This window comes from Pseudoalteromonas peptidolytica (genome assembly GCF_012641745.1).
Taxonomy (GTDB): Bacteria; Pseudomonadota; Gammaproteobacteria; order Enterobacterales; family Alteromonadaceae; genus Pseudoalteromonas; species Pseudoalteromonas peptidolytica.
Window position 1 is genome coordinate 15,926 of sequence record NZ_WEHZ01000039.1, and the last position, 25,980, is coordinate 41,905.

20 protein-coding genes are annotated in these 25,980 nt (G+C 40.1%); 4 read left to right on the forward strand and 16 right to left on the reverse strand.

The window, feature by feature from the left end:
- Positions 1-194 precede the first annotated feature (194 nt).
- From F9Y84_RS19280 to F9Y84_RS19325, 9 genes are all read right to left on the reverse strand, one after another.
- A complete protein-coding gene (locus F9Y84_RS19280; protein WP_147389550.1) occupies positions 195-1,469 on the reverse strand; it encodes a sugar MFS transporter in 1,275 nt (424 codons plus the stop codon).
- A gap of 636 nt (positions 1,470-2,105) precedes the next feature.
- Positions 2,106-3,233 (reverse strand): serine hydrolase domain-containing protein, encoded by a 1,128-nt coding sequence (locus tag F9Y84_RS19285; RefSeq protein WP_147389551.1) that lies wholly within the window; start codon positions 3,231-3,233, stop codon positions 2,106-2,108.
- Between the two features lie 45 nt (positions 3,234-3,278).
- Entirely contained in the window at positions 3,279-3,572 is a 294-nt protein-coding gene (locus F9Y84_RS19290; protein ID WP_147389552.1) for a hypothetical protein, read from the reverse strand.
- Between the two features lie 107 nt (positions 3,573-3,679).
- A complete protein-coding gene (locus F9Y84_RS19295) occupies positions 3,680-4,144 on the reverse strand; it encodes a nuclear transport factor 2 family protein (protein ID WP_147389553.1) in 465 nt (154 codons plus the stop codon).
- A 48-nt stretch (positions 4,145-4,192) separates the two neighbouring features.
- A complete protein-coding gene (locus F9Y84_RS19300; protein ID WP_225740823.1) occupies positions 4,193-5,044 on the reverse strand; it encodes an IS3 family transposase in 852 nt (283 codons plus the stop codon).
- 11 nt (positions 5,045-5,055) lie between these two features.
- Positions 5,056-5,364: a transposase gene (locus F9Y84_RS19305; protein WP_208723409.1), complete on the reverse strand. Its 309-nt coding sequence runs from the start codon at positions 5,362-5,364 to the stop codon at positions 5,056-5,058.
- 203 nt (positions 5,365-5,567) lie between these two features.
- Positions 5,568-5,888 (reverse strand): hypothetical protein, encoded by a 321-nt coding sequence (locus tag F9Y84_RS19310; RefSeq protein WP_147389555.1) that lies wholly within the window; start codon positions 5,886-5,888, stop codon positions 5,568-5,570.
- A gap of 208 nt (positions 5,889-6,096) precedes the next feature.
- Positions 6,097-6,612, reverse strand: coding sequence for a hypothetical protein (locus tag F9Y84_RS19320; RefSeq protein WP_147389556.1), 516 nt, complete (start codon positions 6,610-6,612; stop codon positions 6,097-6,099).
- A gap of 822 nt (positions 6,613-7,434) precedes the next feature.
- A complete protein-coding gene (locus F9Y84_RS19325; RefSeq protein WP_147389557.1) occupies positions 7,435-7,932 on the reverse strand; it encodes a YcgN family cysteine cluster protein in 498 nt (165 codons plus the stop codon).
- A gap of 241 nt (positions 7,933-8,173) precedes the next feature.
- Between F9Y84_RS19325 and F9Y84_RS19330 the strand changes: the two genes are divergently transcribed.
- A complete protein-coding gene (locus tag F9Y84_RS19330) occupies positions 8,174-8,356 on the forward strand; it encodes a hypothetical protein (protein WP_125251300.1) in 183 nt (60 codons plus the stop codon).
- A 53-nt stretch (positions 8,357-8,409) separates the two neighbouring features.
- Here the strand turns inward: F9Y84_RS19330 and F9Y84_RS19335 are convergent, their stop codons facing one another.
- A complete protein-coding gene (locus F9Y84_RS19335; RefSeq protein WP_147389558.1) occupies positions 8,410-10,356 on the reverse strand; it encodes a sensor histidine kinase in 1,947 nt (648 codons plus the stop codon).
- A gap of 289 nt (positions 10,357-10,645) precedes the next feature.
- Between F9Y84_RS19335 and F9Y84_RS19340 the strand changes: the two genes are divergently transcribed.
- Together F9Y84_RS19340 and F9Y84_RS19345 are read left to right on the forward strand one after the other, a co-directional pair.
- The gene (locus tag F9Y84_RS19340; RefSeq protein WP_147389559.1) at positions 10,646-11,785 is read left to right on the forward strand and encodes a Na/Pi symporter; all 1,140 of its coding nucleotides are present in this window, start codon (positions 10,646-10,648) and stop codon (positions 11,783-11,785) included.
- 226 nt (positions 11,786-12,011) lie between these two features.
- Complete coding sequence (locus tag F9Y84_RS19345) at positions 12,012-12,494, forward strand: hypothetical protein (protein ID WP_147389560.1); 483 nt, start codon at positions 12,012-12,014, stop codon at positions 12,492-12,494.
- Between the two features lie 109 nt (positions 12,495-12,603).
- Here F9Y84_RS19345 and F9Y84_RS19350 read toward each other — a convergent pair whose 3' ends face one another.
- The 6 genes from F9Y84_RS19350 to F9Y84_RS19375 form a co-directional block, all read right to left on the reverse strand.
- The gene (locus tag F9Y84_RS19350; protein WP_147389561.1) at positions 12,604-13,767 is read right to left on the reverse strand and encodes an anhydro-N-acetylmuramic acid kinase; all 1,164 of its coding nucleotides are present in this window, start codon (positions 13,765-13,767) and stop codon (positions 12,604-12,606) included.
- Positions 13,768-15,699: a RecQ family ATP-dependent DNA helicase gene (locus F9Y84_RS19355; RefSeq protein WP_147389562.1), complete on the reverse strand. Its 1,932-nt coding sequence runs from the start codon at positions 15,697-15,699 to the stop codon at positions 13,768-13,770.
- Entirely contained in the window at positions 15,696-16,421 is a 726-nt protein-coding gene (locus F9Y84_RS19360; protein ID WP_128731029.1) for a substrate-binding periplasmic protein, read from the reverse strand. Before F9Y84_RS19360 ends, F9Y84_RS19355 begins: the two co-directional genes overlap by 4 nt.
- A 203-nt stretch (positions 16,422-16,624) precedes the next feature.
- The gene (locus F9Y84_RS19365; protein WP_147389563.1) at positions 16,625-19,087 is read right to left on the reverse strand and encodes a glycosyl hydrolase family 18 protein; all 2,463 of its coding nucleotides are present in this window, start codon (positions 19,085-19,087) and stop codon (positions 16,625-16,627) included.
- A 46-nt stretch (positions 19,088-19,133) separates the two neighbouring features.
- Positions 19,134-20,561 carry a lytic polysaccharide monooxygenase gene (locus F9Y84_RS19370; protein ID WP_147389564.1) on the reverse strand — a complete coding sequence of 476 codons (1,428 nt, stop codon included), beginning with the start codon at positions 20,559-20,561 and terminating at the stop codon, positions 19,134-19,136.
- Positions 20,562-20,610: 49 nt separating this feature from the next.
- Positions 20,611-23,727: a glycosyl hydrolase family 18 protein gene (locus F9Y84_RS19375; RefSeq protein ID WP_147389565.1), complete on the reverse strand. Its 3,117-nt coding sequence runs from the start codon at positions 23,725-23,727 to the stop codon at positions 20,611-20,613.
- Between the two features lie 407 nt (positions 23,728-24,134).
- On the opposite strand from F9Y84_RS19375, the gene nosR reads away from it, so the two are divergent.
- Positions 24,135-25,460, forward strand: a complete 1,326-nt coding sequence (gene nosR, locus F9Y84_RS19380) for a response regulator c-di-GMP phosphodiesterase, NosR family (protein WP_147389566.1) — start codon at positions 24,135-24,137, stop codon at positions 25,458-25,460.
- Positions 25,461-25,980 lie beyond the last annotated feature (520 nt).

The window sequence follows — 25,980 nt, forward strand, 5'->3', positions numbered from 1 at the left end:
TTAAGAACAGATATCTAGCCTATTCATAAAACGATTATGATTTTTTGGAACGTTCCTACGGGTTACCGAGAATTGCGGCTATGAATACGTATTCAGTCACTATGATGATTGGAGGGGAAAATAAAAAGGTGAGCATAGCGCTGCTCACCTTTACCTTATTGTTAAGGGGTCTTAAAAAATTAGGCTAGGCTGTATTAATTTAGTCTTGTCTGCCATTTCTGAGAGAGCTTGATAACATTTAGACCATACCAGGCGATGTAGACATAAAATACCAAAGGTACGATAAAGCTAATTTGAATGTGGAAATTATCGGCGACAACGCCCTGTAATAAAGGCACAATTGCGCCCCCTACTATCGCTAGACACAGCCAACCAGAACCTTTACTGGTCAATGAGCCAAGCCCTTCGATGGCCATAGAAAAAATCGTTGGGAACATAATTGAGTTAAATAGGCCAATCGCTAATACAGCAATCATTGCGATATTGCCTTGTGTACTCATTGTCAGTGCAAGCAACAAAATAATGACCACCGCATTAAATGCTACGGCTTTAGATGGGGCAACTGTTTTTAATACCGCTGAACCAATAAAACGTCCAACCATTGCACCGCCCCAGTAATAACCAATGAGCTTAGCTGCTGCATGTTCCTTTAACCCTGCTATTTCAGGCTGTGCGAAATAATTCACTAAAAAGCTACCTATCGCAACTTCAGCACCTACATAACTAAAAATAGCAAATACACCCATGACAAGATGTGGCGCTTGGATAAGTTTGTGGTTTTTTGCTTTACAATCTACGGCTTCAGTGTGCTCTGCAATAATTGGCAGCTTTAGGAATGCAAATACGATGGCAATGCTTAGTAACGCTGCGGCCAAAATTAAATAAGGGATCTTCACAGAATCTGCGTTTGCAGCGGCTTCCACTGTTAATGTTCCTGCAGTTCCAAATAATAAAATGCCACCAACAATGGGTCCAACAGTTGTACCTAACGCATTAAGTGCTTGTGCAAGATTTAATCTACTTGATGCTGTCTTAGGATCGCCTAAAGCTGCCACATAGGGGTTTGCAGACACTTGCAAAATAGTGATCCCTGATGCAAGTACAAATAATGCAGACAGGAAAATCCAATATTCATGGACCACCACTGCTGGGTAGAAAATCATACACCCGAGCGATGCGACGATTAACCCTGTCATCACTCCATTTTTATATCCGAACCGTTTTACCAAATGCCCCGCTGGTAACGAGATTATAAAATAGGCACTAAAAAAACAAAATTGAATAAGCATGGCTTCAGTATAACTAAGGTCAAAAACTCCCTTCAATCTGGGAATAAGCACATCATTTAATACGGTGATAAATCCCCATAAGAAGAATAGTGTTGTCATTGCAATAAGCGGAAGTCGATAATTGTTATTCTCGGCGTTCGCGCTTGTGACGAAGGTTTGCTTTGTATTTAATTCGCTCACAAGTGATACTCCAGTTTATTTTCACTTTGATTCTACACAGTGTTACAAGAAAGTCACAAATGATTTGTTGGAACGTTCCGATTTTTGTTTGGCTTTTGAATCCAGCTTACTGGGTCATAGAAGAGAGGTGGCTTATTAGCAGAACAATTGCATTATGCGGTGGTATACCTTTATCTAATACTATAACTTACGTAACCAAGTTGGTGGGTTATGGGGAAAGCCTTCAATATTTTCCTCATCATGGCGAGCTGCGATTTCGGCACTGGTTGTTGGAAACTGGATATAAAACAACAGAAGTTGCACGTTGCTTTACTGGCGTGCGTCATCAATGAGGAAAAGTGTAAAAAACAATGTATGTACAGACGCAATTGCACTGCTTAATTAAAAAAGCAGTATGGCAGCATAAATTTATATGAAGATAAAGTTTACGACCTTGTTTTTGGTGTAATGTGAATAAGTCTTGACTTGTAGTAATCTAGACTTGATTGTTAGAGCTTAATCAAATCTGATAGTCGCATAAGCCAATTTCGTCCATTCAATAGCAACTTAATATCTTTTTCCCGTTGCAATTTCGCCGCCTTAAGCGGTGAGTAATCGTTGGCTAAAATGTGTAGTGAAGCGGAACCGAGCCAACTGTTACGAATCCGACTTTAAGGCTTTGTTATATGCTGCTAAATGGTCAAAAATCTTATCTGAAATGGCTTCTAATTCTGGTTGAGTATTGCTACCTGCGAAGTTTGTTACGATGAAGATACCGATGTTTTTCTTCGGGTAAATGGTAAGCCAACTAGACGTGCCCATTGAGCCACCGCTTTGGTATAACATTTGTTCATTCGAATCATACTTATTTGTGTACCAATAAAATGCCGTACCATGCCCCGTCCAACTCTCATCGAGAAGTTGATGAGAAGTAGCCACTTCGGGTTCTGAGGATAGTTGATGTTGCATATAACGAGTGATTGACTCAACGTTTGAAGTTAACCCGCCACTAGCAAACCAATATCCACTGGCCAAAGGCATTTGATCACCATTTTCATCCGTTCCTACAGTAATTTCACCCGGCTTAAAGTTAGTACCTCTAAATTTCGTGTCCAGCTCTCCAGACTTAGCTGTAATTATTTCAGAAACGAGCAATTCAAAAGGCTTTTGGTAAACAGACTCCAAAATATATGCAACTAAATCAGTACCGGAGTTTGAATATTGATATTCCTCACCAGGAATAGAGTTAAGTTTCACTTTTTTGAGATCATCAAAAAAGTTGTCTCTGGAATATTTTGATATTTTTTCAAAATATGTGCCTTGCTCAATATCTTCGCGACTGTAAGCAAAACCCTGTGGAAGCCCACTAGTATGAGTCATAAGATGTCGTAAAGTTATATATTGGTTGGACAGCTCCAAATTTTTGTATTCATTACTTTTGAGGTAATGACGGATATCATTATCAAGCTCAACTTTTCCGTCGAGAATGGCTTTAGCAGCAACTAAGCCTGTATAAGTTTTGGTTAAAGAGCCAATTTCGTATACTGTTTGGTTATTGGGAGTATCCCCATTACTTAATACCCCTAAATGATATTGGTAAGTATTTTCTGAATCTACAATAGAAATTGAAACCACTTGCCCAACATTTCCATCAATAAATTCAATGATCTCAGCTTTCGTATTTGACTCAAAATTAGTGGCATCATAATTTTTACAGGAAGCTAAAACTGTCATTAATGAAACTGTAAATATCAATGATATGGCTCGGGTTATTGATCTATTCACAAATACTCCTAAGTTTGTCCGCTTTTGAACTGTTTGTTAGGTGTGCTATTGCATACACATTATTTCCTCGGACTTATATGTACCGTTTTGCTGTTTGAAATGAATTTCAAACTCAGCACCACAAATATCTTCTGCGATATAACTTTTGCAGTAGATTAAATCACCATTATCAGCTTTATGCCAATTTTTAATGTCTGCTTTAAAATCTGTGTTTAACGAAGCTGGTAACTCAAGTGGTTTTTCCCAAGCTTTCAGATCGAAACTGCAGCCATTTGGTTTTGTTGCGTAACCTGATAAAAGTACAAAAATTAAAACTAAACTCCGTATTTCCAAGTGCACCTAACGCTTGCCGTAAACGGCACAAAATAGCAGGCTAAAATTTGCGACGAAGGAGCACAAGCCTGCTGTTTTGTGTCCTGTTGGTTAAAGCGTTTGTTAGGCATACATTAACCGTGGTGTCGACGGATATGCTTTATTAAACCTGCTTCGTTAAATTCTAATGAAACAATATTAATTTTACTATATTCAATGGTTTTATCTAAATGTGCAGGCTTAACTTTACCCATTTCAGTCATTTTGATAAATACAACATTAGCACCTACCATGATTTCCTTTATTTCTATATTACTGTTTATAACTTCATCTTTTAGTTTACCAACCATGTCTGAACGGAGTTTCGTTTTATCAGTATACGTAAACTTAAATTTAACATGTTCATCGATAAAGTTATCTGACAATAAAGATATATAATGGTCGATTTCTTTAGTGGTTGTATTTGGTTGTTGACGTGAATTTTTGGCTGATACAAATGCCTTTGCTTTTTCAATTAATTGTTCTGCCGTGAACTTGTCATTTGCAGAAATTGAGAAAGAAAAAATAAGGAATATGAATGCTAAAGTTAATTTTATCACCGAATTCTCCTTGTATGCTGGTGTTACCCACAAAAAATAGACACCTAACTATGCAGCCTTTGCTGCTCGTTCTTCAAACTCGACCGGACTCAACCCATCGTTTGCTGAATGTCTTCTTTTGCGGTTATAAAATATCTCTATGTACCCAAATATACCTGAACGTGCTTCCGCAATCGACTGATAATTCTTCGCTAAGATTAATTCAACTTTCAACCTCGCATAGAAGGACTCCATCACCGCATTATCCCAGCAGTTTCCTTTTCTACTCATACTTCGCTTTACACCTAACCTTTCAAGGTAATTGACGTAGTTTGTTGACCTATATTGAGAACCTCTGTCTGAGTGAATAATGAGCCCAGGTGCTACACCTCTTGCCGCCGTCGCCATTTTCATCGCTTGCGTAATAAGTTGCTCTGTCATATTCACATCTAAGCGCCAACCTATTATCTTACGGGAATATAAGTCCATCACTGTCGCCAAATAAAGCCATCGCTTGTGTACCCACACATAAGTGATATCCGTCACCCATTTTTGGTTTGGGCCCGTTGTGCTGAAGTCTCGCCATAGTAAGTTTTCTGCAACATTGTGCATCGTTAACGTATGGCTACCATAGTTAAATGCCTTACCGTTACGTGCAACTATGCCTTGCTCACTCATTATCTTGGCAATGTAATTTACTGAGCAGCGATGACCCAAAGCATTCAATTCTTGCGTTATTCTCGGTGCTCCATAAGCTGCTTCGAATTCTTCAAAGGTATCTTTGACTAGTGATGTAATGGCGTCACGACGCTTTGACCGTATACTTGTCGGCTGTAAGCGCCAACGATAAAAGCCTGAACGGTGAACACCAAGTACCCGGCACATAAGTTGGATACTATATTGAGCCAAGTATTCCATCATGAGTGCGTACTTCACTCTTGGTTTTTCGCGAAGTACGCAGAGACCTTTTTTAAAAACTCCATTTCATCTTTTAAACGCTTATTTTCTCTGCGAAGACGACGCAACTCTTCACTTTCTTGTTTGGAGTAGTCTACGCCATCCAAGGTATTAAACTGTTTATCTGAGAGTCGTTTAAATTGCCGTTTCCAGTTGGATATTTGCTGTGCACTGATACCAAGCTCATTTGCAACTTGGGCTTGTGTTACACCCGGTTTCTCTGAGCGTTTAACAGCTTCTTTGCGGAATTCTTCTGTGTAATGTTGATGCTTTTTACGAGTCATGTGACACCTCAACTTCTGTTAAATATAACTATAGAGGGTGTCTACATTTTGTGGGTAACTCGGAAACATAACGCCGCGTTAAGTAGTGAGCAACGCCACCACGAAACTTAACCATGCCACCTTAAACACAAAACCCAACGATGGAAGGAAAAATGCCATGCGTTGGGAATCTGTCTTAAACGCTTTGTTATAACGCTTGTTAATTACTTCACTGTAATACCAAAGTCACTCCATTGAGCCTTACGTTTGGTAGTAAAAATGCAAGAAACACCCCCGACAGTGTGGGTAATAGGAGCCTCAAAATCACAGAATAATGAAATGTATAAGATTGGTAGTTGCTCATTACCAAATGAGTTTGGTGTCCACATAGCCACATCACCATCTTTACACTTAACATTAGCTTCATCACCATTGGCAAAATGACAGATTTTATCTTGCTTTAAATCGCTTAAACCAAACGCTGCTGATGAATTAAATGAAGCAATCGACAAGCCAAAAGTTAACGCTAGTAATACTTTTCTCATATTGAGGTTTCTCTGAGTAAATAAAAACTCACCTTAACATAATAATTTATATGAAAACCATAGAATATGACATACGACACAAATTGCGTTATAACGCCCTGTTAAGGGGTGAGCAACGCAATACCGAAGCCGCCGCATATCACCTTAATCACTAAAACCAACGCATAGTGAAAATGCCACGCGTTGCGAATCCCTCTTGAACAGTTTGTTAGTTGCCTGAGCCAGTTCGCAAATTTCTTGACATAAATAACTGTTCTTCCCGTTGGACATGTGTAATTAAAGTATAAAAACTATTTTTAAGCATATTCAACTCTGCATCAGAAACTACTGGTTCGTGAGAAAACCACATATTTTTATCTTTATCAAAACAGTGGCTATCACGCCACACTCTTAGTTCGTATTGTTCACCAATTACAACGATAAAGTAAGTCACCTTTCCATCAGTAAAATTAATATTCTTTGGAAGAAATATTTCTTCTTCTCCTTTAAATAACTCGTACCACTGGGACTCTGCCTCCCACCCGACATATTGAAAAGGAGCCTTGATGGAACATCCTATCGAATGATGCTTATTTAACAAAACTGATTTTATCTCCTCCAATGAGAATGGCTGTAAATCCAATTTACTGGATAAAGAATACAGCATCCTTTTTGATAAGCTGATATTTCCTCTGTTTCCATTTTGCTTTCCACATAGCAAGTCTGAACGATAATATATTCTCATTAACCATCCTCATTCTAACGATACTGCGAATCTAATGATGCATACAATATCGCTTAAAACTAGCAAAAACAAAAAGCATAAGATCAATGGAGATTCCTAACTAATAAAAACAATGCTGGATTTAAAAGCTCTCTCTATCAGTTGAACCAGAGGCAACTAACATTTTATTCGTGCGCATGCGCGTTTACCTCATTGGACCAGTGAAAACGCGCACAGTTAACTATCAGTATGCAAAGAACTTATCAGCATTCTGCTAAATATACCATCTGGAAAAGTGCGCATGCGCGTTTCCCAAACTTATTATCTCAGATCGTAGATACACAACCTTTTGATAGACAATAATATTTTTAATTTATTAATGCGTAAACGCGCAAAAATTTTTTCAATATTTCCCTTGATATCCGAGAATTTCAGATAATGTTGTGTATACATACAGCGGCGTGAGGTGAGGAGTTATCATGAATCGAAAAAGCCCATTTCTGAAAGGTCTTCAGGAAGAAATGCGTATGCGTGGTTACAGCATTAGAACGGAAAAAACTACCTATATTGAATTAAAAAATCAATGACACCCACCTGAACTAACAGTCAAGCTGAGAAAATGAAGTAAAAAGTATGTGTAATATGTACTAACCTCAGCAAGGTAGCTATATCGTGATTACCATATGAAAGTTCAAAGTCGCCTTTGAGGCGAAGTCTACATTTGTTTTTTGACACTGTAAGCACTACTACATTTAATGGTGCTAAGCGATAACGGACGTGAAAATATGTATTTTGTGCGTTCACCTGTTGCAAACGCAGCGTGTATCAATTGTCGTCTAGTGTTTAGTTGACGTCTTTTGTAGGCCAGTCAATAATATGGGACTCAAAATCTGACTCTAAATCTACTTCTAATTCTGATATTGCTCTTCCAAATATGCTTATCCCCGCATCTATCATGGCTTGTTTGGAACCTTTATGTTTGAGCGGATGCCAACTAGCGAGACCTCTGCCTTCGTACAGTCGCCTGTAGCTACAACTCGTTGGCATAAAGAATATATCTTTTAGATTTTCTTTAGTTAATTGTACACATGACGGCACTAAGATTTGGCGTTCACTGTAGCGACTGCACCCACATGTTGTAGCGTCGTTATATTGACAAACAATATCGGTGTAAAGTAACTCTTCACCTTCGCGCAAGAAGTCGGTGCTTTCAAATTCCGAATCATCTTCCTCATCACTATCAATAAATGAATGTAAGCAGCATTTACCACAACCATCACAGATTGATTCCCACTCTTCAGTTGTCATTTCTTCAAGTGTTTTTTCTTGCCAAAAGCCCATAGTGAAAGCCCCTTTAAATCATTATGTACAATCGTATTGTAATGCTAACTTGCCCTTAACCCCTATTAATTAAGCGGCTCTTGAAAGAGGCAAGCCAACAGCACATTTTATAGGAAGGTCGATAGTAATTCAAAAATGATTAAAGCAACGTCAGTTGTAGACAATGCTTTATTTACTCTTTATCAATATTGTGGTGATATATAGCGACCATAAGTTGTACGGCATAAGTTAAGGAAACACGATGCACTTGTTAGTTCGGACGTTAATTCTGTTTGGTGTAGTTGTAGGTGCTATAGCATCATACAGTTATGGAAATAAGTCGGGTCTGTTTATTTTTGTTGTGATTGGACTATTACTTGAAATCTTTTTTTGGCTGCGTTTGTCTCCAAGTAAAAATCACAAGTCACAGAAGAAACAAGTTTAGCTGAGTTTTTTAGGATTGCTTTTGTCTGAAGAGGCTTTGTGCTATTAAGCGTACTATGCAAACGCTGGCTCTGATTTTAACGGTATTCTGATCTCGATGTTGAGGCCGCCCAACAAGCTATTGAAAGACTCTATTTCCCCGCTATGGGCCTCTAACACCTTTTTACACATCGCAAGACCCATGCCTTTTGATTTCCCCGAATTTGTTCGCGAAGACTGAGATTTATATAAGGGATCAAACAGTTTCTGGTGTGCTTCATATGAAAGTGGTGTGCCTGAGTCTTCAATGCGGATGATTAAGTTATTATCCAAACAAAAAAAGCTCATTTTGACGGCTACATTTTCACCGCCATGTTTTTTTGCATTACCTAAAATTTCGAGTATACAATTTGTGATAGCATCTAGATCTATTGTTACTTTCTCTGCTCCTGAAATCTGATAGTTCACCTCCAGTTGCCCCGTGTTACTTGCAAATAAACTTGCAGCTTCAGTATGGACGTTATGCACTAGCTTACAGATAGTAAAGTCCCTAAGGTTTAGCATAGTTGCAAGTTTCTCGTTATCTGTAACAAGCATAAGTTGATTGATGAACTGATTCAGCTCATCGATTTTATCCATCAACTTACTGTAACTTTCCTGTACATTCTCGACAATATTGTATTGTAAAGATTCAACTTGTACTTTCATTACGGTCAAAGGGGTGCGTAGTTCATGAGACAGATCTGTAAATAGTTGTTGTTCCTTTTCTTGTAGTTCTTGTTTATTTCGTTGATTAGATTGCTTTTCAGTTTTTACCGTATTTGCCAACGCATTTACTTGCGTTTGTAATGTCGAGAGTAAGTTGTTTTGTGCCGACTTATTTTGTTGGGCTAGAGCAAAAGTAAATAGGATAACCTCTATCAAGTAGCCTAACTTAATCGCACTGGAAATGTGATAGACATTGATAAAGCCTGAAAACATCGTGCCCCCTATGGCGATGATATTAACAAAAACAACATGGTTCAAAAGGCTTAAAGCAAAGGTAATCGACCCAGGTGCACGTTGCTGAAACGACCAAAAAGCGGTAAAGATAAACAGCGGGATGATACTTAGACTCAGAATCAAATTATAAAATACAGACTTCGATAGGATTGCTACTGGGATTAATAACAAGTAGCCCAGCAAAAATGCCTTATAAAAGTGATTTAGTGTGGGGTTGAACCGACCGAGTTGTAAAAACTCACGGATAAACAGGAGGTGGAAGACTGGAACTAGTGTCATCAACCCTGCTGAAAATAGTGATGCAAATATGCCATAAGATGGCCAGAAATACTGAAAAGTGAACCCTGACATATCCAGTACTATTAAAAGAAATAATAACGTCCAAACGCAGTAATAAGCATTTGCGGCATTTGCATTGAAGTAAAAGTTTACTAATACGATGACAAAGACAGCGGCAATAATACCACTAAGCGTTGCATTGATTACGGTACTACTAAGCATGCTACTTTGTAATGTTCTATCGTCGAGTAATTTAAGATCTGCTGCGGCATTTGCAAAAGTTTGGTAGCGAACGATGAAGTGTCCGCTACCCTGTTCTCGCTGTGTCAATGGCTGGTATATCTGGGGAGTCGATATTGCTCTGGTTGAAAACTCAGCGTCAAGGGTATATTGAGCGATAGCTGATACCTGAGTCTCATTGACGTAGGAAATACTTAGCCAGGGTAGTCTTGCAAATCCGAAAGAAAGATAGTGTTTGTAACCAGTTTCGAGTGCGCTTGCATCAATTATAGCCCATTGGTATGGCTGCTCTGTTAATGACGGTTGATATTTAGAAAGCTGGCTGATGATTATCGACGCTTCCTGTTGGCTTACATTTAGCTGTTGACTTAACTGTGCGGGGGTCATCTCGCTAAATTGGACCTCAACTTGTGTATCACGCCCGTTTTGCTTAGGAGCTGAGATACTAGCGCTAGCCAGTGTCGAAACGAGCAATAAAATTAATGTAAGCAGTTTGGACATAATAAAGTAATACACAATGTTTGTTTGACAATGCTACGTTGAAATAATGAAGCAAATATGGATAAAACGTGTGTAAGTAAAAGATTGTAAATAAAAAGCATCAAATATACGTATTAAAAACAAACAATTACAGACTCCTGTTTACTGAGATTTGTGAAACATGGTCGCAAAATAGTCAGATAATCTGAGTTACATAAAACTGAAATATAACTGTAACAATTGAATGTTCTAATGCGCCACTGAAATAAAAGTGTAACGAAAGAACACGTATTACTCTAAGAGCGAAACTATGGTTAATCAATCTCAGACTTCAGCTTCAGCAAAACTTTTTAACTGGCTGTCTATCATTCTACTTGTTTACTTAGTCTTAGTTGCAGTAGGTACTGTAAGTGGCGGTTTTAAACTTGCCTCTGGTGGTAGCGAAGGTGCTAAGGAAATATTTGCATTTGCAACTAATCCTGTAGTGGCTTTATTACTTGGTGCATTAGCAACTGCTCTGGTTCAATCCTCATCAACAGTGACCTCTGTCATCGTTGGATTAGTAGCAGGTGGATTACCTATTAGTATCGCCATTCCAATGGTAATGGGCGCGAATATTGGTACCACTATCACCAATACGTTAGTCTCAATAGGTCACATTCGCAGCAAAGAAGAGTTTAAACGTGCTTTTGCAGCTTCTACGGTTCATGATTTTTTCAATCTATTGGCCGTTGTGATTTTCCTGCCGTTAGAAATTATGTTTGGTATCTTAGAAAAGTTTGCGTCTAGTCTTGCACATGTTTTTGTAGGCGATGCTGATTTATCTTTAAAGAGCTATAACTTTATCAAACCACTAGTTAAGCCAGCGGTTAATGTGGTCAAAGATGCCGTAAGCTTTTTAGATTCTACTGCCGCTGGGGTTTCTATGGTGGTGATCGGTATAATGATGATTTTGTTCGCCGTTACTTACTTAGGCAAACTACTGAAAAAAGCGCTAGTAGGTAAAGCTAAAGAATTGTTACATAGCGCTATCGGTCGTGGGCCTTTGGTGGGAATTGGCTCTGGTGCAGTGGTGACCGTTATGGTTCAGTCTTCTTCAACAACAACTAGCCTTATGATCCCACTTGCTGGAAGTGGTGTGTTTACGACCCGTCAAATCTACCCATTCACATTAGGCGCAAATATTGGCACTACTATTACCGCACTTTTGGCAGCGACCTCGATAACAGGTGCTGCGGCAGAAGTTGCCCTTACCATCGCACTTGTACACGTAATGTTTAACGTTTTTGCGGTAACGCTTATTTACGGCATGCCGTTATTACGCGAGATACCACTGCAACTAGCCGAAAAGATCGCTGATATTGGATCTCGTAACAAACCGGCAGCACTTGCTTATGTGCTAGGTTCATTTTTTGTCTTCCCGGGACTTATTATGTTGGCAGTGCGTTAATAGCAACCTGGCACCCTGTGACATAAGGCTCGAATTATCGAGCTTTATGTCTTTTAACACATCATCACATGTTTCAATTATTTTTATTACCGTTGATATCGATTGGGCAAAACCTTTAAACAGCTCAAAGCCGAGAGTGTCATTGACGAAAACGGTATAAAGTCATAATTCTGTCATCATATTTTGAGAAAATTACTTCCGTCTTTATTAATGAAGAAGCAAATAAATGAGTAGCAACCTTGGTATTTTTAGCTTTAACGCGGCACAAATTGAAAGTTCGATAAGAGGAAAATATCGATCGGTTCAGCCCTATGAGAAGCCAGTTTTGCGACCAGATGATAATGGACTATCGTTGACAATCGAGCTCCCCAAGGACGCGCGCATTGGTGATAAGGTTGAAGTGATCTTGACCAAACTTGGTGAACGTGTTGCTAAGTCTGAATCAGTATTAACTGTTGACGCTGACACTTATCTAACCAAAATAGTAGACGTTAAAATCCAACAGCCACTAGAAGCCGATAGGTATGCTATGCAAATTAATTTGGTTGGATTGCATGATTATTTGAAGAATACTGCTGAGTTTACTATCACGCTAGCCGAAGCCTTGATTGCGCCAAGCCATCCTGAGATTGATGTAAACGGCGATGAAGTCAATGGCGCTAAACGGCTGTTTAATGCTGCGATGAGTGCAGTGCTGTCTGTTTTTTGATCACAAAATAACCAAAGCACAAGCTATAAACTTATGGAGCACATTTGTAAAACGCGCTGCCAACACATTAAGCGAGTTAGTACTATGGTTAAGCCGTAAATATATTAGCTTAATTGGGTAAAGATATTTTCCCCATTGAAAAGGGTAACGCTTCCTTCTCTCCTGATAACGTTTCATTTGCAAGCAATGCAAATAAAGCTGCCTCTTTGGCATCAGGGTCAATGTTCAAGTTGGCAAAGTCTTTAATCACTATGGTGCCTTTGAGAAGTCCACCAAGGCGCTGCATCAAAAACGCATTATGCACCCCGCCTCCACTGACATAAAGTTCAGTGAGTTCTGTTGTGAGCTGATTTATTGCCTCTGCAATAGTACGAGCGGTAAATTCAGTAAGAGTTGCTATGATATCCTCATGGCAAAGATCACATTCACTCAGCGCACGTTGTATATACGCGCGGTTAAATAGCTCTTGTCCCGTAGACTTTGGCAGTGGCAAATCAAAAAAAGCATGTTGGCTTAATTTGATTAGCAGTTTATCGTTAACATTTCCACTCGATGCTATCTTGCCATTTTCGTCATAGGCAATACCAAGAGTGTGTTGACAATATTGATCAATTAATGTGTTTCCTGGGCCTACATCGCTACTAATGGTATCGTTTATCGCCTTAGCTTTTGGTAAATAAGTTAGATTAGATATACCGCCGATATTTAATAAAATGCGGTCGACTTTTTTATCTGAGTAGAGTAAATGATCGCCATACTGTACCAGAGGCGCTCCTTCTAGTTCATTGGCGATATGTTTTTGTCGGAAATCAGAAATAGTAATTATACCTGTTTTTGTGGCAATGACATCGGCATCTACAATCTGCAAGGTGCTATGTAAATTTGAAGCGGTATAAAACGGTTGACCCGGACAATGATATATAGTTTGTCCGTGACTTGCGATCAGATCTATGGACTGATGCTCCTCTTGCCATAACTGTAGTGTCTCACTAATCATATCTGCATATAACCTTCCAAGCCAAGTATGTAACTGGCAAAGAGAACGCAGATCGACTTTTGGGACTGATGCGTGTTGGCTCAATAAGGCCCTTTGTGATTGGCTATAGGTAACGGTTTTGAATTTTTCTACTTCAAGCTTTGTCCGTTTTCCATGATGCGTAATTTTACATAATGCAATGTCAAGTCCGTCAAGAGAAGTCCCACTCATCAGGCCTAAAATTCTCTTAGTGGGTTTATTTGCAATGTTGGCTAATTTTATAATATCGCTTTTCATTTATAGCTTTCGTTCTGTAATGATGGCTGCCACTTTATCGTATTTTACGCCTTTCAAGATCCCGAACCCAGTTAATTGTCTAAACTTAAACCTCGTAAAATACGGGCAACTTAAGCCAAGTAAAAATAGTGTTTTTAAATGAGTTGAAAAGTCGACACTGTTCTGTGTGGCAAATTGCGACGCATTTCTCAACGTTTCTCGGACCAACTCAATATCGATGGCAGGTTCTTCCTCCACCTGCATTAACATGGCTTTTCCTTCGCATGCGCTACAATGCCCGCAATGTTTCGGAGCCATGCTATCTCCAAAATAGCTTGCCAAAGCGTAATGATAGCAGGTAGTTAGTTGAAAAAATTGGAGTAAATGTTTAAGTCTGGCTTGTTCACCTTGCGCTTTAATTTGTGCTTGTTGATAAAACTCATCCGTTAATTTATCGATGTCGATTGATTCACTCGTTTTAGAGTAGACAGAAGTATACTTTGATGTTTTCACCTCGATCAGCTGTCGGTTCGATAAATAGTCAATAGCATCTTGCGCTTTTGACAAGGAGATCCCATTATTTTCCAATGCAGCTAACGATAATACTCCCCACTTTTTCTTAAACTCAAAGCAGCTCAATAGCTTATCCAAGAAAACTTGCCGCTGTTCAGAAAAGTGAGCAAGTAACTTCTCTTTCGTTTGGGTAAACGCAATGTGTAGCTCTGCAAAATAGCTATAGTTAATTTGTAATAAGCCTTGTAGCTCTAATTGTACTAACAAGGTTTTTAAGACCAATTGGTTTATATTCGTTTTGTTTGCAAGGTCATACTCATTTAAATGATAGTCTTGATCTGGCGCTGAAAATAATTCAGTAAAGAGGTGTTTGAGAGACGCATACTCCAATGCGCTTGCATGGACAAAGTTCTCAAGTGTCGATATTTTCTCGTTATTTATTAGCGCAACACAGTACGCCTGCTTTGAGTCCCTACCCGCTCTGCCGACTTCCTGGCTATAACCCTCGATGGACTTTGGCATATCATAATGTAGTACCCATTTAACATCCGGTTTATCGACTCCCATACCAAAAGCAATTGTGGCGACAACGATTAAATCTGGTTCAGTCAGAAAGTTCGCTTGGATCTGTGCTTTATCTTCAGCTTTAAGCGAAGCATGAAATGCAGCTGCTTTAAAGCCACATGCAACAATCATTTTAGCAACTTCTTCTGCTTGTTTTTGTTGCGTTACATATACTATCCCGGCTCCTTTTGCCCTTTTAAGAAACGCAAGTAAGTATTCATCTTTTTGCTTTTCTCTTATATACACCGCACTCAGATGTAAGTTCTTTCTATAGAAGCCGGTGCGAACAATCGACTGCTGCTGAATATTAAACTTACATGCCATATCATTGGCGACTTTGTTGGTTGCAGTGGCGGTAAGTAATAACACTTGCTTGATCCCAAGCTCTTCACGATATTTGGCAATTTTAAGGTAATCAGGGCGAAAGTTGTGTCCCCATTCGGAGATACAGTGTGCCTCATCGATGACTAAAAAAGAAATGTGAGCTCGGCTTAGTAATAAACGGGCTTTTTGACTGTTTAATCTTTCTACTGAAATAAAGAGTACTTTCAGAGTGTTACTGATGATCTCATTTTCAACCTGGGTTGTTTCGGCACGAGTTTGAGTACTATCCAAGCAGGCGGATTTCACTCCTATCTTTAATAGATAATCTCGCTGCTCATGCATTAACGCAAGTAATGGTGATACGACAACACACATACCCGATTTTAAGACTGCGGGGAGCTGGTAACACAATGATTTTCCTGCTCCAGTTGCAAAAATAGCAATGGTGCTTTGTTCTTTTAGTATAAGGTCTATAACTTCTGCTTGGCCATGGCGTAATGTCGAATGGCCAAATGTCTGCTGCAGCGTTGTGAAAATCTGTTTTTGATTCATTCCGAGTCTTTTCTGTATTTTTTTGAGATATCGCTTATCGTCTCGCTTAGGCTTTTAATAGCTGTGTTGATCCTATCAATTTCAGAGCGGTTAAAGGCATGTCGACCTAGCATAAAATGTATCGCATTGTCATTGACAACATAGGGATGTAATACGAGGCTGTGATAGCCAAGCTGGTTAATATAATAATATCCCGCATCTTCATCTTCTATCAGAAAATCAACACGACCCTTTGCAACCATTTCTACTCTGCGCTCTAGGCTTGAAATTTCAAATAACCTTTTGTCATACCATTCTATTTTTTTTATTTGTTTTAGCTCTTCGCCATAATAAGCCCCAGGATTTGATGTAAACGTATGCCCGGACGAAAAAAGCTCTATTAGACTACTGTTTGGGCCGATTTCTCTATTTGAGAATAGCCTCATTCTCTCTCTTCTATAAGGAGCCGAAAAATAAGCAACTTTTGCTCGCTCAACGCTAAAGCTAGCTGAAGGAAGAATATCTATTAGTCCTTTTTCTAGCTCGGTGATCCCTCTTGCTGATGAAGGAAGTTGAATAAATTCGATACAGAGGTTTGCGTTAGCAAAAACTGACTTTGTTACTTCAATATCAATACCGTATGGTGTTGGATTATACATGACAAAAGGTGGCCACTGTGAGCCTATTCCAACTTTATACACAGGCCGGTTGGCGCAAGCCTGCGAGTGAGTCGTGAACATCATCAGGCAACATATAAATACGGTGATACGAAAAATTACTATCAGGAGGCGTTACTCGTTTGTGAAGCTCATATCGTTATTATGAAAGACTCACGAAAAAAATAAAGTGATAAATCGGTAATATTGGGCAGAGTAATGTGTAAGTGAACAATAAAATGAGCTTGTGCAAACAAGCTCATTTAGGGTTTAAGTTAAAGTTAATCAGTTTACAGACGTTTCCAAACGCCAGCGGTTCCAGGCTCTTCTCCACGAGTCCACCATTTGGCTTCAAACTGGGCGCCGTTATGGCTAACGCGATCTCCGCCAACATATACGGCTGAACTATCCCATGCAGGATATTGTGCTGCCGTGTCTTTCACTGTTACATCAAAGCTTGAAATAACACTGTTGACACCGTCAGAGACTGTAACAGTTACCGTCACCGTAGTATCAGCAGAAACACTAGAAGCGGTAAGGGTTGCCGTATTATTATTGCTAACAACGCTTAGCTCGGCTGGTACTGACCAATCATAGCTCAATGCAGCGCCCTCTGGATCAGTAGCGTTGACTGTAATTGTAGTCGAATCACCTTCATTGATCGTCACATTTGCGATCGGCGTAACTGCTGGAGCCTCATTTGCCCCCTCAGGATTGACAACTACAGTGACCGTCTTACTGGTGCTAACAGTGCCATCGTTTACTGTTAATGACAAATCATAGCTAGTTTGCTGAGTTACTGATGGAGCAGTGATAGAGACTGACGCTGTGTTGGTTGCAGACAAGACTAATGCTGCGGGAGCAGTCCATGAGTATGTTAACGGATCATTGTCAGCATCAGCTGCTAGCGCACTTACATTCACCGATTGCCCCGCTGTTACGTTAATTGGACCTGAAAGGCCAATAGTGGGCGCACGGTTTGGAATATCACCAGCGGTAAGACCATCGTACATCGCATTTAATATGTCGCCATTGTCAGCGTCAATTTCCCAGCCGAACAAACCAGCAAGTTGGTGAGTATTTGCATATTGACCCTTGGCGATGACACTTCTTGGGCTATCATAAGTGATCAGTTTACCATTGCTTCTGTTCCAGACGTAAGCGGCTTGAGCCTGTTCGTCGTAGCCTACTTCGAAGCCATTAACACCATTACCACTTTGACCTACAGCGTTAGCCGCTATCGCTTTATAATCCATTATCCCAGGTTCCCATACCCCTTCACTGGTTGAGCCTTTTAAAGGACCATTACCAGGTGCTGTCATCGGATTTCCTGAAATAGTCGTGTTAGCATCACTTACACCTTCCCAGCCACGGCCATACATCGCTACGCCCATAACCAGTTTTGACGGTTGTACTCCTTGTTGTAGCAACAACTGTATTGCATGGTCACCAGTGTATGCAGGACCTTTCCTAGGATTACCATTGCCATCAACACCTGTACCATTACATTCATCAGTGCTTAGATGTGAACCGCAATAAATCCCAGTTTGGTGCCCAGTATCATTATTCCACGCCCCATGGAAATCGTAGGTCATGGCAAAAATGTAGTCCATATACTGCTGCGCTGCTTGGTAATCTACGTCCTCAATTTTATCGTAACCCGCTCCGATAGCGGATGTGAGTTCATATTTTCTGCCTGTTTCTGCTTCCAACTGGTCTAACATTGCTCGTAGCTCTTGCATAAGTGCTACATAAGCCGGACCATCGTTAACTGGATCGCCAAGATCTGGATTTGGGCCGTCGCCACCAGGGAACTCCCAGTCTATATCTACACCGTCATAGAACTTCCATGTTTTCAAGAACTGCTTAACAGAAGCGACAAAGGTGTCGCGGTTTGCTTTAGTTGTAAAACCATGGAATGGATCTGAAAGTGTCCACCCTCCAATTGAAGGTAAGATTTTTAATTCAGGGTAACGCTGCTTCAACGCCATTAATTGAGAATATACACCACGAATAGGATCTTTCGCGTCTACACCTGGCATCGATTTCTGTACGGCTGCCCATGGATCATGGATAACAACTTCATAGTCTTGTGAATCCGCACAGGCAGTTTGTAGTGCACGCCAACTGTTGCCGTTTTCAATAGATTTCAACGATTCATTCGGTCCACAAATTGGAATAAAACCGTATAAAATGTGTGACAAATTGTGGGCTGGGATTTGAGTTACATCGTAGTTGCGACCGTAAATCCCCCACTCTACAAAGTAAGCACCGGTAACACGTCCGGGAATTGTTCCGTTATTTCTGTTGTTCGGATCAACATTCATTGGTAGTGGGTCCAAATGTGCACCGTCTGTGTCGGCGATAACGATTTCTTTGCCTGCACTTCTGGCACATACCGTACCTTCACATAGCTCTAGATAAAGTTGGTGTCTGCCTGATTTTGTATAAGGAAATTCGACAACCCCACTTTTGGTTCCCGGTGTTAAAGTTCCTTGATTGACTAACATATTGTCAAAGTAAACTTTATAGTTATCTCCACCGGAGCCACTCCAAGCATTCCATTTGATGTTAATATTAACCACATCTTTGGCTTTAACTAGCTGCTTGTATGAGCCGTTGCCATCAACATTTACTTCAACAAAAGAGTATTGTTGCGGCTTCCAATCAAGTGATGGCGTAGATGGTGCAGCTAGTGCTCCCCCACTTAATAACGCCAGTCCTATATATGTAGTTATTTTATTAAGTTTCATATTTTCAACCTTTTTGTAGTTACATGTTGTACCCAGTGTGGGTTAATTAAATTGGTTTCCAAACAGCGGAGCTGCCTGGCTTCTCATTACGATTCCACCATTTCGCTTCATAGCTCTGTTGTTGATAAGTTACTTTGTCCCCTGCAACATAGGTTTGAGTTGCTTGCCATTGTGGGTATTCACCTGCGTTTACATTCTTGATGGTGACAGTAAAACTCGCTGCGGTACTGGCTTTACCATCCGAGACTGTAAGTGAACCTTCAATTGACTGGTCGGTGTTAACGGCTGGGGCGGTGACAACTATCGTGTCGCCATCTCCTGTATAAGTTAAAGGTGAAGGAATTGACCAAGTAAAACTCAACGGATCATTTTGATCGTCGAAAACATGAGCGTGAACGGTTGCTTGCGTGTTTTCGTTAATCACGATATTTGCTATCGGGTTAATCGTTGGAGGTGTATTGGTATCCCCCTTTACAATACTCAGGTTACTTGTAAATTGTGCGTTTGGTAAAAATACTTGATTGGCCAACAATGTTGTTTCGTCAAAAACAATCGCGCCATCTTGCTGCATAACACCAATTTTTAGTTGGTTACTAAAGTTACTATTTAAGTATGAGGCAAGCTCAGTTTGCCAGCGCGAGACATTCGTTGAATTGATGGAAAGTTGATGGCTTACTAGCTCGTTACCCGCTTGGTCAAATGTTCTAAACCAGATACTGTCGCCAACGTTAGCATTTTGTCCTTGTTTTAAATAGTAACCACTGCTAACCCAATCCGCAGGCGCGCCTGTGGACTTAATGGTAATATCTGAGCAGTTATAAAATCCTTCGCCACCGGCATCATTACGTTGCCAGCGGGTGTACAACACTGCTTCTCCTTCACGACCTGCGGGAATATTAATTTCCATTTTGTAAAAGCGTTTGCCTTCTGGATCTACAACAAAGTCGATATTGTCGAACTCATTGATGAGCTCTAAATCACTCCATTTGAGTGGCATTGTATTTCCGTCGTAACTGGGCTTAGTTAAGAAAATCTGCCAGAAGCTGGGATTATGTGGTGTGGTTGCCCTAAAGCTAATGGCCACTGTGTTTTGAGCATTTGGCTCAATCGTAGTTCTCTGCCAATGGGGCGACACAACACTCATTCCCTTTTTATTTGTGTCCCCGGCTGAACACAATGTACCATCTGGAACTACAGTCTTAACGGCTTCAAGGTTGTTATAATCGGCGGTATTTGCTGAAAACTCATGCTCTTGTACAAACTGGAAGTGTCCTGACTCTAGAAAAGCTGCCCTACATGCTAGGTTGGGTATGTTGGAGCCGTCATCAGGCCACCAGTAACCACCTTGAGACTGGCATATTGCTTGTCTGGCCTTTGGAAAATCCATATAGCCATGAGATAGCGCGTTGTTGGACAGTAGCGTTGAAACGGTGCCAACCATTATAAATGCAAACTTAGATTGGAATTTATTCATGTTAAATTTCCTTCTAATAAGTGGGGAGCCTGTCCTCCCCATCCATTATTTATAAGTTACAAACTTTGGTATAATCACTGCTCGTTGAAGGTTGTTTATTACTCCACCACTTGGCTTCGTACACTGCTTTACCATCTTTAATAAGGTCGCCCTGAGCCGCATGGGTGCCTTTAGGAAAAGTAGGATAGGTGACAATTTGGTCTACAGGGGTTCCTTTACATGAAGTCACCGGATCCGTTGAACCATCTCCTGGCTTTGCTATTGGAAGATCTTTGTATTCACTGGCAAATGCGTATCGTTTACCATCCTTCTCAACGACAAAATTAACAGGACCTGAAATCGGCATATAGTACATAACCTGGGCGTTCACCGTTTCTCCAGGGCCAAATGACTTAGGTGTGCTCCCCCACTCATTGACTAACGTGATAGAAAAACGATGGAATTCATTTTCAAAACCACCTATGTTGTTGCCAGCAGCGTTAGAGCCATTTACATCCACCGCCATCTTAAGTTTTTCTTGGGCATTCCAGTTCGATTTGAAGATAGCTGATGTTGCAACAGGTACATCGAAGGAAATCTTTGCACCGGTTAAGTCAATCCCTGAGTTATTGGTAAATGCGAAGGTTGGAGCAATTGGGTAGTTTGCATCACCTGCTGGGAAGTCTTTTGCTTCAAAAGACACGTTGACAGCAGAAGCTGGTTTCACAAACGTTTTGTTACCCTGTTTGACCGAATAAGGCGTACCACTTTGGTTAAACTTGTTGTACGCCAAGCTGGTAAGCGATGAACCCATAAAATATTCATTTTTGCTGGTGTCATAGTCAAAGTCACCGGCAAGCTCCCAAAACATGATCCCGCCCAGTTCTTGGTTGATGACATAATCAACTTTTGCAGCCATGGATTCTTCATCTTCGATGGACAAGAATACGTTTTTAGTTGAATTCCAAAGCCAAGGTGCAACTGCAACCGCATCATAGTGGCGTGTATAACTGCCGGTAATTTGGTGCGCTGGGTTATTGATAGGGTCTAAACCGTAATCTGAAAGGTAGCTACCCAGTACTCCATTTTGTAAGTTTTTAACATGCCATAATGGGTTCGAACCCGCTGGTACCTCTAAACCAACATCATTTTTGTCATGCCATAAGTTGTCTATACCAACTGCACCATTACCACATTTATTCTTGTCGCCACTACCAGTACCAGGAGGGCAATCCGCTTGGTTTGGTAATGCAGCTTGACCCCATAAGCCATTGGTACCGCCAGTCACATCTCTAAACCCGCGAGTGTAATAAGGAATACCTATATTAATTCGCCCAGCAGAAACTGATCCTCTGAAATATTTAACAGCCCAATCAGTATTCAGGTAGCCAATACCTTCAAACTCTTTCGTGCCATAAACATTCCATTGTTTTAATTCAGAGTCTTCACCAGTATCAAATAATGAAGCATTGTGGCCAACATGTTGGTTCCATGCACCGTGAAGATCATAAGACATGATATTCACATAATCTAAGTATTTGGTGACTTGGAAGGTCTCCATACCACGCAACAAATAACCAGAGGAAGGAGACGCGATAGTGAGCAAGTAGTGGGTATTATCTTGCTGACCTGCTTGGTCTAGTGCCTCACGTAATTTCTTCATCAATACTTGGTAAGAGCGATTCAATGCTGCGCGTCGGGGGTTTGATATGGCAAAGTCATCTGGGTGACCCGAATCGTTCATCGAAGAGGGGTACTCATAGTCAATATCGACACCATCGAAGCCATATTTACGTATAAAATCGATAGAGCTTGCAACAAAAGCATCAATTCCAGCGTGGTTCACACTACCATCAGCATTGGTTGTCATGGTGTAGAAACCACCACTCGCGACTCTTTTGCCTGTTTCGTCAAAATAGCCTCCAGTTTCAGCCCAACCACCAACTGAAATCAACGTTTTTACGTCTGGATGCTGCTTTTTAAATTTGTTAAGTAAGTTAAAATGACCGGTATAGGGCAAAGTTGGATCCATTTCTGCCCCTGCAACTCCCGGCCAGGTCATATTCGTTGCTGGGTTTTCAGCGGCATTTGGGTTGCCTATTGAAACCTTGTTGTTTGCATCTACATGTGCAAATGCGTAATTAATATGCGTGATCTTGTCCCACGGTATGTCATTAACCAAATAACTTGGTTGACCGTTTTTACCTGTTCTCCAGCTTGTAAAGTAACCAATAACTCGTCTTGGATGATCGGCACCCATTTTCTCTCTGCCATTTTCATCATAGATTTTGCAGTAATTTGGCGAAGCATTTGGAGTTTCGTACAGCCCTGCTGGAACACAGTTATTACTAACTGGAGGAACTTCAACAACATTCACAGTTAATGTACTTTGTGCTGTTGCACCGCTGTTATCTTCTACGACTAGTTTAAGTTGCGCGGTGCCGAGTTGCGCCGGTAGCCAAGTGTATTGTGCCGGTGCTGAAGTACTCTCAGAGACGACTTGACCGTCTACAAGCAACGTTAATTTTTGTACTGTACCATCAGGATCTGAGCCATCCAAAGTAATGATGACTGGTTGATTTACAGTGACATCAGTTATCCCACCTTCAAGACTTAAATTTGCGGTCGGTAGTTGGTTACTCGTTGAGTTTACGATGATATTGCTGATTAATGATGAAGAGCGTGCTTGTTCATTATCTGTAGCAACAACAGAAATGGTATGGTTACCTGCAGTTGCCAACCAATCAACAGAATAGTTGTTACCTACTGCTGTTGTATCAATACCTACAGAGGTACCGTCAACAAAGAACTCGACTTGACTAACCGAACCATCAGCGTCTGTTGCATCAACTGAAATGGTAACGCTGTCATTTTCTGAAAAAGAAGCTCCGTCAATTGGCTGTAATGATTGAACTTGAGGTGGTTTGTTGGTGACAGCGCTGTCACACCGTCCCAATTTTTTCCAGTCATCCCAAGGTCCAGAGTTAGTAGAGGGATCTGCTTGAGTCCACCACTTTGCTTCATAGGCATGTTGTGCTTTTTGTACTTGTTCACCGCCGCTATATGCTGTGCCTTGTGACCATTGTGCTAGTGAGTCACAATTGTAAGCATATGAATTAGCGCAAAAAGCAGCACCAATTAGCGAAGCCATATAGGATAAATTAAAGGTCTTTACATGTTGTTTCATAGGTGTGGTTCTCCAACCATTTATTGTATTCGGTTAACAATAACAACATAAACCTAACACATAAAAAGGATATGGCAACAAGAAATTTACCACCTTGTTTGACGTTTACGTAAACGTAATTTCATGTGTTTTAGACTTAAAAATGTAATACTAAGCTATTGAAAATAATGCTTAGTTCTTTCTCAGATAATGAAATAATCGATGTCATGATTATTTGAGATTTATAGATAGTTGATTAAGCGAGAATGCAAAATCTTTACTTTAACTATTTGTTTTATAATGATATATCTTAATGGTATAAATGATTTCTAAGAGGAATATAGGAATTAATTCGAATTTTTCATCATGCTTGTTGTTACTTGGTTTTTCTACTAAGTTTAAAAGTAAGGTAATTTGGAGGTATTGCATTGGATTTTAGCGAACAATCAACTACTTCAGACAAAGTCATTCGTATTCTATGCCTCGATGACGAAGAGAATGTACTGCGATCATTAAACAGGCTGTTTCGACAAAATGGGATCGAAGCGGAATTGTTTACTGAACCAGAGCAAGCGTTGTTGACGATTAAAAAAAATACTTATGATGTCATTGTTAGCGATATGAGAATGCCAGATATGGACGGAGCTACTTTTTTAAAACAAGTAAAGCAAATTCAGCCCGAAACTCAACGTATTTTACTTACTGGATACGCTGACATGGCATCAACAATTAAAGCCATAAATGAAAGTGGGATCCACGCATATATTCAAAAACCGTGGGACAATGAAATTCTAATTCATACAGTTAAACAGTGTGCCGAGAAATTTCGTTTAAAGAACCAAAATATAAAGCTTACTAAAGAAATTAGTACAAAAAATAAGGAGCTAGTGGAGCTAAACGAAAGCCTAGAGGAATTGGTACAAAAACGTACCACACAAATTAGAAAAGTATTGAATCAGCTCGAGCAAGCGAATAAAAAAGAAGTTAAAGAGCACCGTGCTACAGTTGAGTTGCTGTATAACTTTATTAATGCCAACCCCTTTATTGATGGGAAAAAAGCGAAGAATATTGCTAGATTATGTAAAATAATGGCTTCTGGCCTTAATTTAAGTAAAGAGCTTGCTGAAACAACAATGATGTCAGGTTATCTTGCTGAGGTAGGCTTACTTGCGATGGATCCTGAAATCTACAAAAAACCACCGAGAACGCTGAGCGAAGCGCAAAAAAAGACATATTATACACACCCCTCAATCGCACAGCTTATGTTAATGCCTGCACAACATTTATCTGATGTTGCCGAAGCAATTTATCACCAATTTGAAAGGTACAATGGACAAGGTATTCCAAAGGGACTCAAGGGAAAGGAGATCCCTCTTGGCTCTTTAATATTGGCTGTGGCGAGAGACTATTATGATCATTTTTATCAAGCTAACGGTACAGATGAGGAAAAAACGCAAACTTCTCTTGAGCTTATAAAAGCGTATAGAGGAAATTTTTATGCCCCCGAAGTTGTTGATGCCTTGCAAAAAGCCGTAAGTAATAACGATCTGGCTGAAGATAGTGTGGGAACAGTTGATATAATTACAACTGATAAGCTACAAGCAGGGATGACCTTAGGTCTTGCTCTACATAGCAATCAAGGGATCTTGCTACTACCCAAAGGCCATGTATTTACAGATAAATCTATTGATAAGCTTAAGCAACTACAAACTCAGCGCCCTATCCCTTTTAGGATAATGGTAAAAAGTAACTAATACCAATTGACTTGATACTTGCTCAATTTGAAGGAGTAAATCTGACGCTAACAGCATTAAAAATTTCTTATTTAGAACAAATAAATAGTAAAAATTTTGCTTTGCCGATACGGATGTAGGTACCTTGGTGATAGCAGGACGCGGTAGCGGGGTTATCGCCAAGATTTTCTCGCCTCAGAATAGACCACTGAATTAGGAAAATAGGTATAATTTTTATTAAACACTTTACTGGTTATAAGCTGCGAGCAAGAACTATTAAAAATAGGTTACAGCGTCAAGTTTTCTTCATACATTTAAAATGTGTGAGTATTTCTTTTTGAAAAGAACACATCGTACAATGATGAGTGGAATTACAAATTAATAAACCGAGTTGAATTTTGAAATTTTTATCAACGCGAATTCAACTCCGAAGTGCACCACTCGCTAAATTAAGCTGCTTTACGTACTTTGCGTAATTTATTGAATACAACAGCAGGCTGTTTATACCCTAAACACTTTCTCGGTCTGGCATTTAATGCCC

Excerpts from the sequence above, each read along its gene's own strand:
- F9Y84_RS19360 (WP_128731029.1), bottom strand. The coding sequence starts at position 16,421 with ATGATGTTCACGACTCACTCGCAGGCTTGCGCCAACCGGCCTGTGTAT.
- F9Y84_RS19365 (WP_147389563.1), bottom strand. The coding sequence starts at position 19,087 with ATGAAACTTAATAAAATAACTACATATATAGGACTGGCGTTATTAAGT.
- F9Y84_RS19335 (WP_147389558.1), bottom strand. The coding sequence starts at position 10,356 with ATGTCCAAACTGCTTACATTAATTTTATTGCTCGTTTCGACACTGGCT.
- F9Y84_RS19345 (WP_147389560.1), top strand. The coding sequence starts at position 12,012 with ATGAGTAGCAACCTTGGTATTTTTAGCTTTAACGCGGCACAAATTGAA.
- F9Y84_RS19355 (WP_147389562.1), bottom strand. The coding sequence starts at position 15,699 with ATGAATCAAAAACAGATTTTCACAACGCTGCAGCAGACATTTGGCCAT.
- F9Y84_RS19310 (WP_147389555.1), bottom strand. The coding sequence starts at position 5,888 with ATGAGAAAAGTATTACTAGCGTTAACTTTTGGCTTGTCGATTGCTTCA.
- F9Y84_RS19305 (WP_208723409.1), bottom strand. The coding sequence starts at position 5,364 with ATGACTCGTAAAAAGCATCAACATTACACAGAAGAATTCCGCAAAGAA.
- F9Y84_RS19330 (WP_125251300.1), top strand. The coding sequence starts at position 8,174 with ATGCACTTGTTAGTTCGGACGTTAATTCTGTTTGGTGTAGTTGTAGGT.
- F9Y84_RS19370 (WP_147389564.1), bottom strand. The coding sequence starts at position 20,561 with ATGAATAAATTCCAATCTAAGTTTGCATTTATAATGGTTGGCACCGTT.
- F9Y84_RS19340 (WP_147389559.1), top strand. The coding sequence starts at position 10,646 with ATGGTTAATCAATCTCAGACTTCAGCTTCAGCAAAACTTTTTAACTGG.
- F9Y84_RS19375 (WP_147389565.1), bottom strand. The coding sequence starts at position 23,727 with ATGAAACAACATGTAAAGACCTTTAATTTATCCTATATGGCTTCGCTA.
- F9Y84_RS19300 (WP_225740823.1), bottom strand. The coding sequence starts at position 5,044 with ATGATGGAATACTTGGCTCAATATAGTATCCAACTTATGTGCCGGGTA.
- F9Y84_RS19320 (WP_147389556.1), bottom strand. The coding sequence starts at position 6,612 with ATGAGAATATATTATCGTTCAGACTTGCTATGTGGAAAGCAAAATGGA.
- F9Y84_RS19350 (WP_147389561.1), bottom strand. The coding sequence starts at position 13,767 with ATGAAAAGCGATATTATAAAATTAGCCAACATTGCAAATAAACCCACT.
- F9Y84_RS19325 (WP_147389557.1), bottom strand. The coding sequence starts at position 7,932 with ATGGGCTTTTGGCAAGAAAAAACACTTGAAGAAATGACAACTGAAGAG.